Raw genomic sequence first — 16123 nt, 5'->3', positions numbered from 1 at the left:
AGGTGGACGAGTGTTTTATGCAAAGACCGATTAAGGTAATGAGTATATTTGGAACAAGACCTGAAGCGATAAAGATGGCACCGCTTATTCTTGAGCTCAACAAGCACCCACAAGACTTTCATTCTATCGTTACAGTGACTGCTCAACATCGAGAAATGCTTGATCAGGTGCTTAGGATTTTTCAAATAGAACCGGATTTTGATTTAAATATTATGAAAGCAAGACAAACGTTAGTAGAAGTGACAAACCGTGTATTGTCTGGTTTAGATGAAGTAATGAAAGAGGTTGAACCAGACATTGTTCTTGTTCATGGGGATACAACAACATCATTTGCGGCCAGTTTAGCAGCTTTTTATAACGGGATTACTGTCGGTCACGTGGAGGCAGGCTTACGCACTTGGAACAAATTTTCTCCTTACCCAGAAGAAATGAATCGTCAGCTGACAGGTGTAATCAGTGATCTTCATTTCTCGCCAACAGAGAAATCGGCCGATAATCTATTGCGGGAAAATAAATCTGCAGAGCAAATATTCATTACGGGTAATACGGCGATTGATGCGTTAAAAACAACAGTTCGACCGGAATATCAGCATGAGATTTTAGAGAAAATTGGTGACGATCGCTTAATCTTGATGACAGCCCATCGCAGGGAAAATCTTGGCGAGCCGATGAGACATATGTTTAAAGCGATCAAAAAAATTGTCGAAACGCATGAAGATGTACAATTAGTATACCCTGTTCACCTAAACCCTGCTGTAAGAGAAGTCGCAAATGAAATTTTACAAGGGCATCCTCGGATTCATTTGATTGAACCACTAGGAATGATCGACTTTCATAATTTTTCCTCGCGTGCCCATTTAATTTTAACTGATTCAGGTGGTGTACAAGAAGAAGCACCATCGCTAGGAGTGCCTGTGTTAGTGTTGCGTGATACAACAGAACGCCCTGAAGGTATTCAAGCAGGTACATTGAAACTCGTTGGTACAGATGAGGAAGTTATCTATGCAAACGCTCATGAACTATTAACTAGTAAACAGGCGTACGATATGATGTCGAAAGCTTCTAATCCATACGGGGATGGTCACGCTTCTGAAAGAATTGCAGAGGCCATTAGGTATTATTTTCGTGAAGGTTTAAAGAGGCCAGCTCCATTTAATCCCTTAATATCATAACGCTATTTTCGTAACGGATGTAGCTTTTAACTACTTATGACAATTGATTCTTTTCATTGTGCACTAGACACTCGCTTTTTCGCGAAGATCATATAAGCATCCTCGGGTTTTGCCTGCACGGTAACTCGAGGATTTCTGCTCCATTCCACATTGGTTTTAAACAGCCTATAATAAAAAAGGTGATTGCCTAAGTTTAAAAAAGGTATTCACCTTTTTTATTTGCGCTTCCCATTAAATTCCGTAGTATAGGGAGGCAAGAAATCGAAGACGCTAACATAAAAAAGGAGGCGTCGTAATGAAGAAAAATCTATTTATTCTCGTTATTATTCTTTTTCTTTTTCCTTGTACGTTAGGTATGAGCGCATCTTCATCTCAACTAATAGTGCCTTCCTTGGATGAAATTCAAACAGAAGAACAAGTAGCTATCATCGTTTATAGTGATGACGCTGACTTACAAGTAGAAAAGGAGAAGCTTAAAGCACAAGGTGTCGCAATAAGATACATATTTAACTATGCCCTCAAAGGATTTTCAGTTGAAGCAACAAATGATAAGTTAGCACAAATAGAAGGGAATCAACCAATTCATCACCTTACGACCGTACAAAATTATACTGTGCAAGCAGAGAATGACAATATTCAGCTGATTGGTGGAGAAGCCATTAGAGGATATTTTGATGATGATAATCACCGCCTCACTGGAGAAGGTGTTAAGGTTGGCGTCATTGATACGGGAATTGATTATCGTCATCCAGATTTACGCATTAGTTATGGTGGTGGGAAAGACCTCGTGGACCAAGATGACGATCCGATGGAAACAGTGAATATGGGACGGTTGGATACATTGCACGGCACCCATGTGGCAGGTATCATTGCAGCCAACGGAAAAGTAAAAGGTGTAGCACCAAAAGCTGAGATTATTGCATATCGTGCTTTAGGCCCAGGAGGAAGCGGGACGACAGAGCAAGTGTTACAAGCAATAGAACAAGCAATGAAAGATAAAGTAGATGTCATTAATCTTTCATTGGGAAATAATGTAAACGGACCTGATCTCCCTATTAGTCTTGCTTTAAATAAGGCAGTCGATAGTGGAATTGTTGCTGTTACATCATCCGGTAATTCAGGGCCTGGCATATGGAGTGTTGGCTCACCGGGTACGGCTGCCAAAGCTATTTCTGTAGGAGCTTCTACCCCTACATTAAAAGTACCTTATTTACATATTGGTAAAAAAGAAATGAAGTTGTACCCAATGCAAGGAACGATTCCATGGGATTTAAACAAGTCATTTGAGTTATATAACGGTGGCATTGGGAAAGAGGAGCAATTAAAAGGGGCTAATGGAAAAGTAGTTATTGTTGAGAGAGGGGAATTAACTTTCACGGAAAAAAGTAAGAATGCCAAGGAAGCAGGAGCAATTGCTTTGCTCATATACAATAATACACCGGGCTCCTTCATGGGCAATTTAGAAGAGCTGTTAGATATCCCGGTTGTGTCCTTAACGAAGGCAGATGGGGAAGAGATTAATCAAGAGCTTTCACAAGCTAAAAGATTATATGGACAAACAGTGATAAAGGAAGAAAAAGACATCTTAGCTGAATTTAGCTCAAGGGGTCCTGTGACTTCTACTTGGGAAATAAAGCCCGATGTGGTTGCACCAGGAGTAGCCATTAATAGTACGGTACCTGGTGGGTACACACCATTACAAGGAACAAGTATGGCAGCGCCTCATGTGGCGGGGGCAGCTGCTTTGTTAATACAGGCTCATCCTGATTGGCGACCTGAACAAGTAAAAGCAGCACTCATGAATACAGCCTTATCTATGGTGAATGAAGTTGGTACACCTTACCGGACTTTTGAACAAGGTGCGGGCCGGATTCAATTGAAGGAAGCATTAATGACATCCACATTGATCTATCCATCGTCCATACAGTTTGGTAAGTTTAAGTTATCAGAACAACATCATGACCATGTAGCAAAAATTACGGTAGAAAATACAACCGATGAAAAGCAGTCCTATGCTTTTGAAATCCCGAAAAAACAAAAGGGGATTGAATGGCGTCTACCATTATCATTTATGCTTGAGCCTAAGGAGAAGAAAACCATTCGTTTACATATGATCGTCAATCCGAAAGAACTCACTGAAAAACTGGCAGACGGTACGATTCGATTGAATAGTAATAAGCAAACGATTCAGCTTCCTTATTTATACGTATTGGAAGAACCGGATTATCCCCGTGTCATGGGCTTTAGTTTTGGTAAAGGTGATAGTAAGAAAACGTATCGCTATGAAGTATATTTACCAGGTGGAGCTGAAGAGTTTGGGATTGCTTTATTCGATTCAACTTCATTAACTTTTATAGGCATGCTCGATTGGAAGAAAGATGTAAAGAAAGGCCAGGTAGAAGAGGATTTATTCATAAGCGATTTACCACAACCTGGTTTGTATATTGCAAAAGTATTTGCTCGCAAATCTGGACAAGAAGATTGGATAGAGACCCGTTTATTCATTGGGGCTAATGGTGAATTAGAAATGATAGGGAATTAAGCAGTATAAAATTATTATAATTGAAAAACAATTGGCAAAAATAACGCATAAATTTTCTGAATTTGCAAGAAAAATCTAGTGAAGATTTTATGAAAAAAGTGTGAACATCCATATTTTGCCCAAAAGAGAACTGGCGAAATTCCCATTAAACGCATTGACATTGACATGCCCCTATTGTATGCTTACAAAGGGTATTATTGATAAGGTTTTCATGAGCAGATTTTATAGTTTTATATCATATGAAATTGACGATTTAACATACTGCTTTCCTCAGAAAACCTCTTACCATTCTCGACTGAGAGGATGCGTTTTAATGCGTCATAATGACCGTCGCCCTTTTAAAGCGATGGCACTCATGTCCGCCATTCTTTCCCAATTAGTAGGCGCCATCCTTCTAGGTGTTTTTGCTGGAAGATGGTTCGATCGGTTACTAGAGACCGAACCACTGTTTCTAATAATCGGTTTATTACTAGGTTTGACAGTGGGCATTTATGCCATGCTTCGTTTAATCCAACAATTTTTTTTCAGGAGAATAAACAAATATGCCGGAAATACAAGAAAGATTCAGTAGACAACGTAAATACATGCTTTTCTTGTTGTCGTTCTTTGTACTCGGCTGGGGCTTTACGTCTTATCAATCTATCTTTCTTGGCCTGATTTTGGGAACCGTTCTCAGCTTCTTTAATCTTTGGTTAATTGTAAGGAAGATGATTCAGTTCCGAGAAGCAGTAGAGAAAGAGCAAAAGGTGCGTTCACTAGGAACAATGTCGCGAATGGCATCTGCCGCTTTGGCAGTTATCATCGCACTGGAGTATCCAGCGTATTTTCACCTTATAAGTGTAGTGTTGGGATTAATGACGTCCTATTTAGTCATTATGATAGATTTTTTTCTTCAATCTTTTCATTTACGTAAAAAGCGGGAAGAGAGGTGAATAATTTATGGATCATGGAGCTCCATTGAGAGAATTTATGGGGTTAAACTTCAACTTATCTAATATTCTGATGATAACAGTAGCAAGTGCGATAGTTTTCTTAATTGCTGTCATTTCAACTCGTCGTTTAGCAATGAAGCCGACAGGCATGCAAAACTTTTTTGAATGGGTGATGGACTTCGTTAAGAACATCATCAACAGCAACATGGCATGGAAAGATGGTGGTAGATTCCACGTGCTTGGAATCACACTCATCATGTACGTATTTGTATCGAACATGCTAGGACTTCCATTTGCAGTCACCTATAACCACGAGCTATGGTGGAAATCACCAACAGCTGATCCGGTCGTAACGCTTACACTAGCAGCGATGGTGGTAGGTCTTTCACATTATTATGGTGTGAGAGTGAAGGGTCTGAAAGAATATGGGAAAGATTTCTTCAAGCCAATGTGGTTTATGTTCCCATTGAAAATCATTGAAGAGTTTGCCAACACATTAACACTTGGTTTGCGTCTTTACGGTAATATTTATGCAGGGGAAATCCTACTGACATTACTTGCAGGATCACTTGCAACAGGGTTCTTAGGAACAGCTGTAGCAGTATTACCAACATTATTATGGATGGGATTCTCCGTATTTATCGGTGCTATCCAAGCATTTATTTTCTGTATGTTAACAATGGTTTATATGTCTCACAAAGTGAGTCACGACCATTAATATATACCTGTTCATTACATGAACAAAACATGTTTGTTAAAAATAATTATATTCCAAAATTTTAAGGAGGAAACAAATAATGGGTCTTATAGCAGCAGCAATCGCAATCGGTTTAGCAGCACTTGGTGCAGGTATTGGTAACGGATTAATCGTTTCAAAAACAGTTGAAGGTATGGCACGTCAACCAGAAGCTCGTGGTATGCTTCAAACTACTATGTTCATCGGGGTAGCGTTAGTTGAGGCGATTCCGATCATCGGCGTAGTTATCGCATTCATGGTTATCGGTGGCTAATTTTTTGTATTTGTAAAATGGCGAAGATCATCACAAGTGGACCTTCGCCTTTCCTTTATGTGAAAATCAATCGAATGACTTTAAAATAGTTTGACCTTAAGTGAACGTCTCTTGAAGGGAGTGAATCGAGGGTGTTATTAGATAGTTATGTATTAGGTGCATCTGGCGGCTTTAATGGTGGCGACATCGTATTCCAATTGATTATGTTCATCATTTTGTTAGCTTTAATTAAAAAGTTTGCATGGGGCCCACTTATGGGAATCATGAACCAACGTGAAGAACATATCGCTGGTGAAATTGAAGCAGCAGAAGCAAGTCGTGTAGAGGCGAAGAAATTACTAGAAGAGCAAAAACTTCTATTAAAAGAAGCGCGTACAGAAGCGCAAACGTTAATTGAAAGCGCGAAAAAGCAAGGTGAAGCGCAACGCGAAGAGATAATTGTTGCGGCACGTGCTGAAGGCGATCGTTTGAAAAATTCTGCAAAACTTGAAATCGAGCAGCAAAAAGAACAAGCTGTATCAGCTATTCGTGAACAAGTTGCTTCATTATCTGTCCTAGTTGCTTCGAAAGTTATTGAGAAGGAATTAAGTGCAGCCGATCAAGAAAAACTAATTAACGAATATATTCAAGAGGCAGGCGAGAAGCAATGACGAGCTCAATAGTGGCAAAACGTTACGCGTTAGCTCTATTCCAGCTTGCGAATGAACATCAGCTTCTTGACCAAATGGAAGATGAGCTTCGTGCAGTGAAAGACGTAGTGAATCATGACTCTGAATTTAAAGCAGTTCTAAAGACTCCTAAGCTCTCTATTCAAAAAAAGAAAGAGATCGTAAAGGAAGCTTTTGCATCTGTTAACACATATGTGATAAACACTTTACTCATCATGGTGGAGCGTCATCGTGAAGATGAAATCACAGGTATGGTCGAGCATTTCTTAGACCTATCAGATGAGCAAAAAGGAATTGCTGAAGCGAAAGTTTACTCTGTTCGTCCTTTAACTGATGAAGAGAGAAACGCTTTATCTGCAACATTTGCAGCTAAAGTGGGCAAGCAATCCCTTCGTATAGAAAATATCGTTGATTCAAATTTATTGGGCGGTGTCAAGCTTCGCATAGGAAACAAGATTTTCGATGGCAGCTTACGTGGCAAGCTAGATAGACTTGAGCGACAATTGTTAGGCTAAGATTCGTAGATAGGGGTGAAACTCATGAGCATCAAAGCTGAAGAAATCAGTGCGCTGATAAAAAAGCAAATTGAAGGTTATCAGTCGGAAATTCAAGTGAGTGATGTCGGTACAGTTATCTCAGTAGGTGATGGTATCGCGCGTGTTCATGGTTTAGATAACGCCATGGCTGGCGAACTTGTTGAATTTTCGAATGGCGTTATGGGTATGGCGCAAAACCTTGAAGAAAGTAACGTCGGTATTGTTATTTTAGGACCATTCACAGAGATCAAAGAAGGCGATGAAGTACGCCGCACAGGACGTATCATGGAGGTACCAGTAGGTGAAGAACTTATTGGCCGTGTTGTAAACCCTCTTGGACACCCTGTTGATGGAATGGGACCAATCAATACAACAAAAACTCGTCCGATTGAAGGACCGGCTCCAGGTGTTATGGATCGTAAATCTGTACATGAGCCATTACAAACAGGTATTAAAGCGATTGACGCATTAGTGCCAATCGGTCGTGGTCAACGTGAGTTAATCATCGGGGACCGTCAAACAGGTAAAACATCTGTTGCAATCGACACAATTTTAAACCAAGCTGACCAAGATATGATTTGTATCTATGTTGCAATTGGTCAAAAAGAATCAACTGTACGTAATGCTGTTGAAACATTACGTAAAACAGGTGCACTAGATTACACGATTGTTGTAACTGCATCTGCATCTCAACCAGCTCCATTACTTTACTTAGCACCATACGCTGGGGTAGCAATGGGTGAAGAGTTCATGTATAACGGTAAACATGTACTAGTTGTTTATGATGACTTAACAAAACAAGCATCTGCTTACCGTGAACTTTCATTATTATTACGTCGTCCTCCAGGTCGTGAAGCATATCCAGGGGATGTATTCTACTTGCACAGCCGTCTTTTAGAGCGTGCAGCTAAACTAAGTGACGCAAAAGGTGCCGGTTCAATCACTGCGCTACCTTTCATTGAAACACAAGCAGGTGACGTTTCTGCCTATATTCCAACAAACGTTATTTCTATCACTGACGGACAAATCTTCCTTCAGTCTGACCTATTCTTCTCTGGTGTTCGTCCAGCGATTAACGCAGGTCTTTCTGTATCACGTGTTGGTGGTTCTGCACAAATCAAGGCAATGAAAAAAGTAGCTGGTACATTACGTCTAGACCTTGCTTCATTCCGGGAACTTGAATCATTCTCTCAATTTGGTTCAGATTTAGATGCAGCAACACAAGCGAAGTTAAACCGTGGTGCTCGTACAGTTGAGGTTCTTAAACAAGACCTTAATAAACCACTTAAAGTAGAAAAGCAAGTTGCGATTCTTTATGCGTTAACTCGTGGTTTCCTTGATGATATTCCAGTTGAAGATATCCGTCGTTTTGAAGAAGAATATCTTACTTGGTTAGATCAAAATCATAAAGAATTGCTTGACCATATCGCTACAACTCAAGGCCTTCCGGCTGATGAAGATATGGCAGCTGCAATTAACGAATTCAAGAAAACGTTTGTGGTTTCTGAATAATCATTGCAGAGTTAGACAGGATGGGATCGTTGTCCCTTCCTGCCTTTTCATGCATTGTTTTTACAGGATCTAATGATATATAAGGATTGGGACAGCCTACGCGCTAACCAATCAAACACACTTAAGTATAAGGGTGGTGAGAACCTGTGGCATCATTACGTGATATAAAGAACCGAATCAATTCTACGAAGAAAACAAGTCAAATTACAAAAGCTATGCAAATGGTATCAGCTTCAAAGATGACTCGTGCGGAAATGAATGCAAAAGCATTTGTACCTTATATGGAAAAAATCCAAGAGGTAACAGCGTCTATCGCAATTGGTAGTGCAGATGCATCACATCCAATGTTAGTGAGCCGTCCGGTTAAGAAAACGGGTTATGTCGTCATTACATCTGACCGTGGACTAGCTGGGGCATTTAACAGTAGAGTTCTAAAAGCCGTTAACCAAACAATTCAACAAAGACATAAGTCTAATGATGAGTTTGCGATAATAGCGATTGGTAGAATGGCCGTTGATTTCTTCAAAGGAAAAGGGATGAATGTAATCGTCGATATCGTCGGCGTAGCAGACCAGCCATCATTTGCTGAAATCAAAGACTTAACAACTAAAACGGTTGGTATGTTCTCTGATGAAACATATGATGAGCTATACATTTATTACAATCACTATGTCAGCGCAATTACTCAAGAAGTAACATCGAAAAAAATCTTACCACTAACAGATATTTCTAGTGGGTCAGACCAGTTAACTTCGTATGAATTTGAGCCTTCCGCTGAAGAAATTTTGAAAGTATTGCTACCTCAGTATGCTGAAAGCTTAATCTATGGTGCATTATTAGATAGTAAAGCTAGTGAGCATGCCGCGCGTATGACAGCGATGAAGAATGCTACGGATAATGCGAAGGATCTAATCAATGCATTAGACTTAAGCTATAACCGTGCGCGTCAGGCTGCAATTACTCAAGAGATTACTGAAATTGTCGGTGGAGCAGCTGCTCTAGAATAATTAAATAGCATTTCTTATTAGGAGGGAAAAAGATGAACAAAGGACGCGTTCTTCAAGTTATGGGTCCGGTTGTTGACGTAAAGTTCGAAAACGGTCAATTACCAGCAATCTATAACGCATTGCAAATTGATAACACTTCGCGTAACGAATCTGAAGTTGGAATCAACTTAACCCTTGAAGTTGCCCTTCATTTAGGTGATGACACTGTACGTACAATTGCTATGTCTTCAACAGATGGTTTACAACGTGGAACTGAAGTAATAGATACAGGTGCAGCCATCTCTGTACCAGTAGGTGATATCACTCTTGGCCGTGTATTTAACGTACTAGGTGATACAATTGACCTGGATCCAGCCATTACTGGTGATGCTCGTCGTGACTCTATTCATAGAGAAGCACCTACATTCGAAAAACTTTCTACAGAAGTAGAAATTCTTGAAACAGGAATTAAAGTAGTAGACTTACTTGCTCCTTACATCAAAGGTGGTAAAATCGGTCTATTCGGTGGTGCCGGTGTTGGTAAAACCGTTTTAATTCAAGAGTTAATCAATAACATCGCTCAAGAGCACGGTGGTATTTCTGTATTCGCTGGTGTTGGTGAGCGTACACGTGAAGGTAATGACCTTTACTATGAAATGACTGACTCAGGCGTTATTAAGAAAACTGCGATGGTATTCGGACAAATGAATGAGCCACCTGGAGCACGTATGCGTGTTGCCCTAACTGGTTTAACAATGGCTGAATATTTCCGTGATGAGCAAGGACAAGACGTTCTTTTCTTCATGGATAACATCTTCCGTTTCACGCAAGCAGGTTCTGAGGTATCTGCCCTACTTGGTCGTATGCCATCTGCCGTTGGTTACCAACCAACACTTGCAACTGAAATGGGTAAATTACAAGAACGTATTACTTCAACGAATGTTGGATCTGTTACATCAATCCAAGCGATTTATGTACCTGCCGATGACTATACTGACCCGGCTCCAGCAACAACTTTCGCTCACTTAGATGCAACAACAAACTTAGAGCGTAAATTATCTGAAATGGGTATTTACCCTGCCGTGGATCCATTAGCATCTACATCACGTGCACTTTCACCTGAAACAGTTGGTGAAGAGCATTATGAAGTAGCTCGTACTGTACAACAAACGTTACAACGTTACAGAGAGCTTCAAGATATTATCGCGATCCTAGGTATGGACGAGCTTGGAGACGAAGATAAGCTTATCGTTGAACGTGCGCGTCGTATCCAATTCTTCTTATCTCAAAACTTCCACGTAGCAGAGCAATTTACAGGCCAACCAGGTTCTTATGTTCCTGTAAAAGAAACTGTTAAAGGATTTAAAGAAATCCTTGAAGGTAAATATGACCACCTACCAGAAGATGCTTTCCGTCTAGTTGGTCGTATTGAAGAAGTAATTGAAGCTGCTAAAAAAATGGGCGTAGAGGTATAATTTAGGACCAGGAGGGTAAAAAATGAAGACGATTAAAGTCAGTGTTGTTACTCCCGATGGCCCGGTGTATGAATCCGATGTGGAAATGGTAAGTACCAAAGCTGAAAGTGGAGAGCTAGGTATTTTAGCAGGTCACGTCCCTATGGTTGCACCGTTACAAATTGGAGCTGTCCGTCTAAAGAAAGAAAATCAATCTGATTTGGTTGCTGTTAGCGGTGGTTTCCTCGAAGTACGTCCGGACCAAGTAACGATTTTAGCGCAATCTGCGGAACAAGCAACTGATATCGATCTTGATCGTGCCAAAAGTGCAAAAGATCGTGCAGAACAACGTTTGAATGAAACAAAGCGTGAAAACGTCGACTTCAAACGTGCAGAACTTGCACTAAAACGTGCGATGAATCGTATCAATGTTTCGGAGAGAAATATATAATCATCATGAAAACGAATCAATCCTGTTTTTATCATCAGGATTGGTTCGTTTTTTGTTTTGCGTGGGTCTATTTAAGCGTGTCTTTCGGGTGGTAAACGAACCGTGGAATGAATCGATAACATAAATTTGTGCTGTGATGCCTCTATAATACCAATACGTTTCAGAAATCCCGTGAGTGAATTAAATTGATTGGATGAGTTCAGCTGATAAACCAAAACGAGGCAAATAATGTGTGGTTGGAAAAATATGATTTGATTCGATGATAAACGAGTCAAAAAAATGAGGTAGCGGAAAAATTTGATTGGATTCAGTGATAAACGAGTCAAAAAAATGAGGTAGCAGAAAGATATGATTGGATTCGGTGCTAAACGAGTCAAGAAAATGGGGTAGAGGAAAAATATGAGTGTATCCAGTGTTAAATAAGTCAATTACGCTCAGTTTCTCAGCCTTCATCTTTTTGTAATTGCAAGCAAACATGCTCATAGTGAATTGAATTTCACTCATCCTGCTGATAAGATTTCTGACCCCTTGTGAGCAAAAGCTATATAGATCTATCTATTTCCTCACAATAATATAAACCTTCTCTTTATCCTACCAACAGTTCTTATTTTTTTCGGATAAGATTCAGTAAAAAAGATATATCCTATACAACTTGTCATATAAATGAAGTATGGGATAGATGGAAATGACTAGTGGCTTATCGACAGAATATGGCAAGGGTGTTATAATGTATCCGATTACATTTTAAAAATTTTGAATAGTTTCTATATTATGGAGGGGATGATATTGGAATTATGGCATCTGTATCAAAATAATTATTTGATAGTCCTTTCTTTTATAATTATCGGTGTGCTATTACCATTAGTTGCTCTATTTTTCGGGAAATTGTTGCGACCATATCAACCTAATGAGAATAAGTATACTACTTATGAAAGTGGAATTGATCCCTTTCAAGACTCAAGGGTACAATTCACGGTTCGTTATTACATGTTTGCTCTTCTTTTCGTCATTTTTGATGTGGAGACAGTGTTTTTATATCCATGGGCCGTAGCATATGAAAAATTAGGCATATTTGCTTTAATAGAGATGCTGATTTTCGTGTTTATGTTAGTGATAGGTTTAATATATGCTTGGAAAAAGAAGGTGCTGAAATGGATTTAAAATTAGATCAAATGAGTGAAAAAGAAATGGCTGAAATTCAGCGTAATATATTCATGTCTACATTAGAGCAGTTAAAAGGATGGGCTAGAAGTAATTCATTATGGCCGATGACGTTTGGCCTCGCCTGTTGTGCCATTGAAATGATGGGTGTGGGTTCTTCTCACTATGATCTCGATCGTTTTGGCTCTTTTTTCCGCACTTCTCCACGACAATCTGATGTCATGATTGTATCTGGTACCGTCACGAAAAAAATGGCTCCAGTAATTAGACGGCTTTACGATCAAATGCCTGAACCGAAGTGGGTGATTGCTATGGGCTCTTGTGCAACTGCAGGTGGTCCATATGTTTATTCTTATTCTGTTGTAAAAGGGGTAGACCAAGTGGTCCCAGTTGATGTGTACATACCAGGTTGTCCACCTAATCCTGCAGCACTCATATACGGTGTCAATAAGTTAAAGGCAAAAATCCGTTATGAGGCGAAAACAGGAAAGCGGGTGATCTGACTTGGATGAAAAAGATAAAGAGCGGTTAAAGAAGGAAGCAGCTGAAAAAGCAAGAGCAGCTGCACAAAGAAAACGGGAAGAGAGGGAAAAGAAAAAAGAAGAATCGCATGACTCAGTATCCGAAGTGAACCAAACAAAAGATGATGTTACCTCCAATCAAGATCTAGAAAAACAAAAAGCAGCGGCCGCCGCCAAGGCAAAAGCAGCCGCAATAGCAAAGAAAAAAGCAAAAGAGACAGAAGGAAAAGAAACAGAGCCAACCTCCAATCAAGATCTAGAAAAACAAAAAGCAGCGGCCGCCGCCAAGGCAAAAGCAGCCGCAATAGCAAAGAAAAAAGCAAAAGAGACAAAAGGAAAAGAAACAGAGCCAACATCTAACCAAGACTTAGAAAAACAAAAGGCAATCGCTATTGCCAAAGCCAAAGCAGCCGCTGCAGCGAAACGAAAGGCAAAGAACGCGAATGAAAGTGGCGATTCAGAGAAGGCTAAAGCGATCGCAGCCGCTAAAGCAAAGGCAGCTGCAGCAGCAAAGGCAAGAGGGAAAACAACTCAAGCAAAAGAAACAGAAGAGCCAGAACCTATCACACCATCACCTCAACAACCAATCTTAGATCGTTACCTCAACATTGTAAAAGAACACTACAAAGAAGATATTTTAGAAGATTCCTATATTAATCGTATGAGCAAGCATGTGCCAACTATTGTTGTTAAGCTAGAACATTACTATTCCCTTGCCTTGTTATTCAAACAACATAGTGGTCTTCATTTTGAATTTTTATCAGAATTACATGGAACTGATTTTGAAACATATATGGAGATTTATGTTCATTTATACTCCTTTAAAAATAAGCAGTCTGTCGCTTTGAAAGTGAAAATGGATCGTGAAAATCCAAGGGTTGATTCTATTGCATCTATATGGCCAGGTGCGAACTGGCCAGAGTGTGAAGCATATGACCTCCTTGGTATTCAATTTACCAACCACCCTGACCTACATCGCATTATGCTTGGGGAAGATTGGGTTGGTCATCCTCTCCGCAAGGATTATGAACCTTATGATGTGGAGGTGTAAAAGGCAATGATTAGAACAGAAGAGATGTTATTAAATGTGGGACCACAGCATCCCAGTACACATGGCGTTTTTCGTCTTGTTATCAAAATAGATGGAGAAATGATTATTGATGCCAAACCAGTCATCGGTTATCTCCATAGAGGAACAGAAAAAATAGCTGAAAACCTGCAATATACACAAATTATTCCCTATACAGATCGCTTAGATTACTTGGCCGCGATGACAAATAATTATGTGCTTTGCCATGCAGTTGAAACGATGATGGAGCTAGACATTCCTGAACGAGCGGAATACCTTCGCATCATCACGATGGAACTCGGTAGAATTGCTAGTCATCTTGTTTGGTGGGGTACATATTTGCTTGATTTAGGGGCGACAAGTCCATTTTTATACGCTTTTAGAGAAAGAGAAATGATCATTAATTTATTAAATGAAATCTCAGGTGGCCGTCTGACATTTAATTATATGAGAGTAGGCGGAGTGAAGTGGGATGCACCAGACGGTTGGATAGAAAAAGTGAAGGCGTTTATTCCTTACATGAGAGAGCAGTTAGCGGGTTACGGAGATCTCGTAACCGGGAATGAAATTTTCCTTAATCGTGTAAAGGGTATCGGTCAATACACAAAAGAAGAGGCAATGGACTATTCCTTAAGCGGAGCCAATTTACGTTGTACTGGGCTTGCTTGGGATTTACGGAAAAGTGAACCTTATTCCATTTACGACCGTTTTTCTTTTGAAATATGTACAGCAGATACAGGTGATGCATGGGGAAGGTACCAAGTGCGTATCCAGGAAATAGAACAAAGTTTACGGATACTCGAGCAAGCAGTGGAGCAATTCCCTGAAACAGGTGAAGTCATGGGTAAGGTTCCTAAAGTCATTAAACCGCCTAAAGGAGAAGCATTTGTACGCATTGAGTCTCCTCGAGGAGAGATCGGTTGTTATATTGCCAGTGAAGGTAAGAAAGAGCCATATCGTCTGAAATTTAGGCGGCCGTCTTTTTATAATCTGCAAATCTTACCGAAGTTACTAGTTGGACAGAATATGGCTAATTTAATCGCGATCCTTGGCGCAATTGATATCGTGCTTGGGGAGGTGGACGGATAATGATTGAAGGATTATTAACCTCTGAAGCGACATGGCTCCATTTCTTCATTTATTTTGCATTAACGGTTCTGCTGTTATTTATTGTTCTAGGCTTTGTCACTTATGCCATTTTAGCAGAAAGAAAGGTTATGGGCTTTATGCAATTGCGGCATGGGCCTAACCAAGTAGGAGGAAGATGGGGGCTATTACAAACAGTTGCGGATGTCTTGAAACTACTGATTAAGGAAGATGCCATTCCGCGAGCAGCAGATAAACCATTATTTATTCTTGCGCCGTTAATTGCTTTTACACCTGCTTTTATGGTTTTAGCAATCATTCCATTCACTGATCGATTTCAATTCGCTGATATCGGTGTTGGTTTGCTTTATTATATTGCTGTCTCTGGTATTACGACTGTCGGAGTTGTGACCGCAGGGTGGGCTTCGAATAATAAATATGCATTAATGGGGGCAATGAGGGCAGCCGCACAGATGATATCATATGAAATCCCACTAGTTATGTCGGTCATTGGTGTCATTCTCCTGACAGGAAGTATGAATTTAAATGATATTGTGTTAGCACAAGAAAATGGCTGGTATATTCTTTGGCAACCGATTGCCTTTATCGTCTTCTTTATTGCAGCAGTAGCTGAATTGAATCGGGTGCCGTTTGATTTGGCTGAAGCGGAGTCGGAACTTGTTGCAGGTTATTTTGTTGAGTATACCGGTTTTCGTTGGGCGTTCTTTATGTTAGCTGAGTATGTGTATATGTTCGCAATGTCAGCGTTAATAACTGTCGTCTTTTTAGGTGGTTGGCTACCATTACCCTATTTAGGGTTTATACCGGGAGCCGTTTGGTTTGCGCTTAAATTTATGGTTGTTATCTTTCTGCTTATTTGGTTCCGTGTTACTTTCCCAAGGATACGTGCCGACCAACTAATGGAGTTCGGCTGGAAGGTATTATTGCCAGTAGCAATTGCGAATATCTTCCTCACTGCATTATTAAAAGAATGGATCAATCTATTTTAAAGGGGTGACAAAG

General features: G+C 40.1%; 17 protein-coding genes. All 17 read left to right on the top strand.

What is annotated here, in order from left to right; translation table 11 throughout:
• The first annotated feature begins 17 nt into the window (after nt 1-17).
• The 17 genes from wecB (at nt 18) to nuoH (ending at nt 16110) form a co-directional block, all read left to right on the top strand.
• On the top strand, nt 18-1172 hold the full coding sequence (gene wecB, locus MKX83_RS22390) for a non-hydrolyzing UDP-N-acetylglucosamine 2-epimerase (protein WP_341058084.1): 1155 nt from the start codon (nt 18-20) through the stop codon (nt 1170-1172).
• 295 nt (nt 1173-1467) lie between these two features.
• Nucleotides 1468-3714, top strand: coding sequence for a S8 family serine peptidase (locus MKX83_RS22385; RefSeq protein ID WP_341058081.1), 2247 nt, complete (start codon nt 1468-1470; stop codon nt 3712-3714).
• A 313-nt stretch (nt 3715-4027) separates the two neighbouring features.
• A complete protein-coding gene (locus MKX83_RS22380; protein WP_341058079.1) occupies nt 4028-4285 on the top strand; it encodes an AtpZ/AtpI family protein in 258 nt (85 codons plus the stop codon).
• Nucleotides 4257-4646: an ATP synthase subunit I gene (locus tag MKX83_RS22375; RefSeq protein WP_095371587.1), complete on the top strand. Its 390-nt coding sequence runs from the start codon at nt 4257-4259 to the stop codon at nt 4644-4646. The genes MKX83_RS22380 and MKX83_RS22375 overlap by 29 nt, the downstream gene beginning before the upstream one ends.
• A 7-nt stretch (nt 4647-4653) precedes the next feature.
• Nucleotides 4654-5364 (top strand): F0F1 ATP synthase subunit A, encoded by a 711-nt coding sequence (atpB, locus tag MKX83_RS22370; protein ID WP_341058076.1) that lies wholly within the window; start codon nt 4654-4656, stop codon nt 5362-5364.
• A 79-nt stretch (nt 5365-5443) separates the two neighbouring features.
• Complete coding sequence (gene atpE, locus MKX83_RS22365) at nt 5444-5656, top strand: F0F1 ATP synthase subunit C (RefSeq protein WP_095371589.1); 213 nt, start codon at nt 5444-5446, stop codon at nt 5654-5656.
• A 131-nt stretch (nt 5657-5787) separates the two neighbouring features.
• Nucleotides 5788-6306 (top strand): F0F1 ATP synthase subunit B, encoded by a 519-nt coding sequence (locus MKX83_RS22360; RefSeq protein ID WP_224936757.1) that lies wholly within the window; start codon nt 5788-5790, stop codon nt 6304-6306.
• Entirely contained in the window at nt 6303-6839 is a 537-nt protein-coding gene (locus MKX83_RS22355) for a F0F1 ATP synthase subunit delta (RefSeq protein ID WP_095371591.1), read from the top strand. Before MKX83_RS22360 ends, MKX83_RS22355 begins: the two co-directional genes overlap by 4 nt.
• 24 nt (nt 6840-6863) lie before the next feature.
• Nucleotides 6864-8372: a F0F1 ATP synthase subunit alpha gene (atpA, locus tag MKX83_RS22350; protein ID WP_095371592.1), complete on the top strand. Its 1509-nt coding sequence runs from the start codon at nt 6864-6866 to the stop codon at nt 8370-8372.
• Nucleotides 8373-8518: 146 nt separating this feature from the next.
• Nucleotides 8519-9379 carry a F0F1 ATP synthase subunit gamma gene (locus MKX83_RS22345; RefSeq protein ID WP_095371593.1) on the top strand — a complete coding sequence of 287 codons (861 nt, stop codon included), beginning with the start codon at nt 8519-8521 and terminating at the stop codon, nt 9377-9379.
• Nucleotides 9380-9411: 32 nt separating this feature from the next.
• A complete protein-coding gene (gene atpD, locus MKX83_RS22340) occupies nt 9412-10833 on the top strand; it encodes a F0F1 ATP synthase subunit beta (RefSeq protein WP_095371594.1) in 1422 nt (473 codons plus the stop codon).
• A gap of 22 nt (nt 10834-10855) precedes the next feature.
• Nucleotides 10856-11263, top strand: a complete 408-nt coding sequence (locus tag MKX83_RS22335; RefSeq protein WP_095371595.1) for a F0F1 ATP synthase subunit epsilon — start codon at nt 10856-10858, stop codon at nt 11261-11263.
• A 786-nt stretch (nt 11264-12049) separates the two neighbouring features.
• Nucleotides 12050-12424, top strand: a complete 375-nt coding sequence (locus MKX83_RS22330; RefSeq protein ID WP_095371596.1) for an NADH-quinone oxidoreductase subunit A — start codon at nt 12050-12052, stop codon at nt 12422-12424.
• The gene (locus MKX83_RS22325; protein ID WP_157733862.1) at nt 12415-12927 is read left to right on the top strand and encodes a NuoB/complex I 20 kDa subunit family protein; all 513 of its coding nucleotides are present in this window, start codon (nt 12415-12417) and stop codon (nt 12925-12927) included. The genes MKX83_RS22330 and MKX83_RS22325 overlap by 10 nt, the downstream gene beginning before the upstream one ends.
• Before the next feature lies 1 nt (nt 12928).
• Nucleotides 12929-13996: an NADH-quinone oxidoreductase subunit C gene (locus tag MKX83_RS22320; protein WP_341058072.1), complete on the top strand. Its 1068-nt coding sequence runs from the start codon at nt 12929-12931 to the stop codon at nt 13994-13996.
• A gap of 6 nt (nt 13997-14002) precedes the next feature.
• Nucleotides 14003-15103, top strand: coding sequence for an NADH-quinone oxidoreductase subunit D (locus MKX83_RS22315; RefSeq protein WP_224936751.1), 1101 nt, complete (start codon nt 14003-14005; stop codon nt 15101-15103).
• A complete protein-coding gene (gene nuoH, locus MKX83_RS22310) occupies nt 15103-16110 on the top strand; it encodes an NADH-quinone oxidoreductase subunit NuoH (RefSeq protein WP_095371600.1) in 1008 nt (335 codons plus the stop codon). Before MKX83_RS22315 ends, nuoH begins: the two co-directional genes overlap by 1 nt.
• The last annotated feature ends 13 nt before the right edge of the window (nt 16111-16123 follow it).

The organism is Cytobacillus sp. FSL M8-0252 (assembly GCF_038007345.1).
Taxonomy (GTDB): Bacteria; Bacillota; Bacilli; order Bacillales; family Cytobacillaceae; genus Cytobacillus; species Cytobacillus kochii.
Note: the sequence above shows the minus strand (reverse complement) of the source record. Positions and strands in the feature narration are given on the sequence as shown.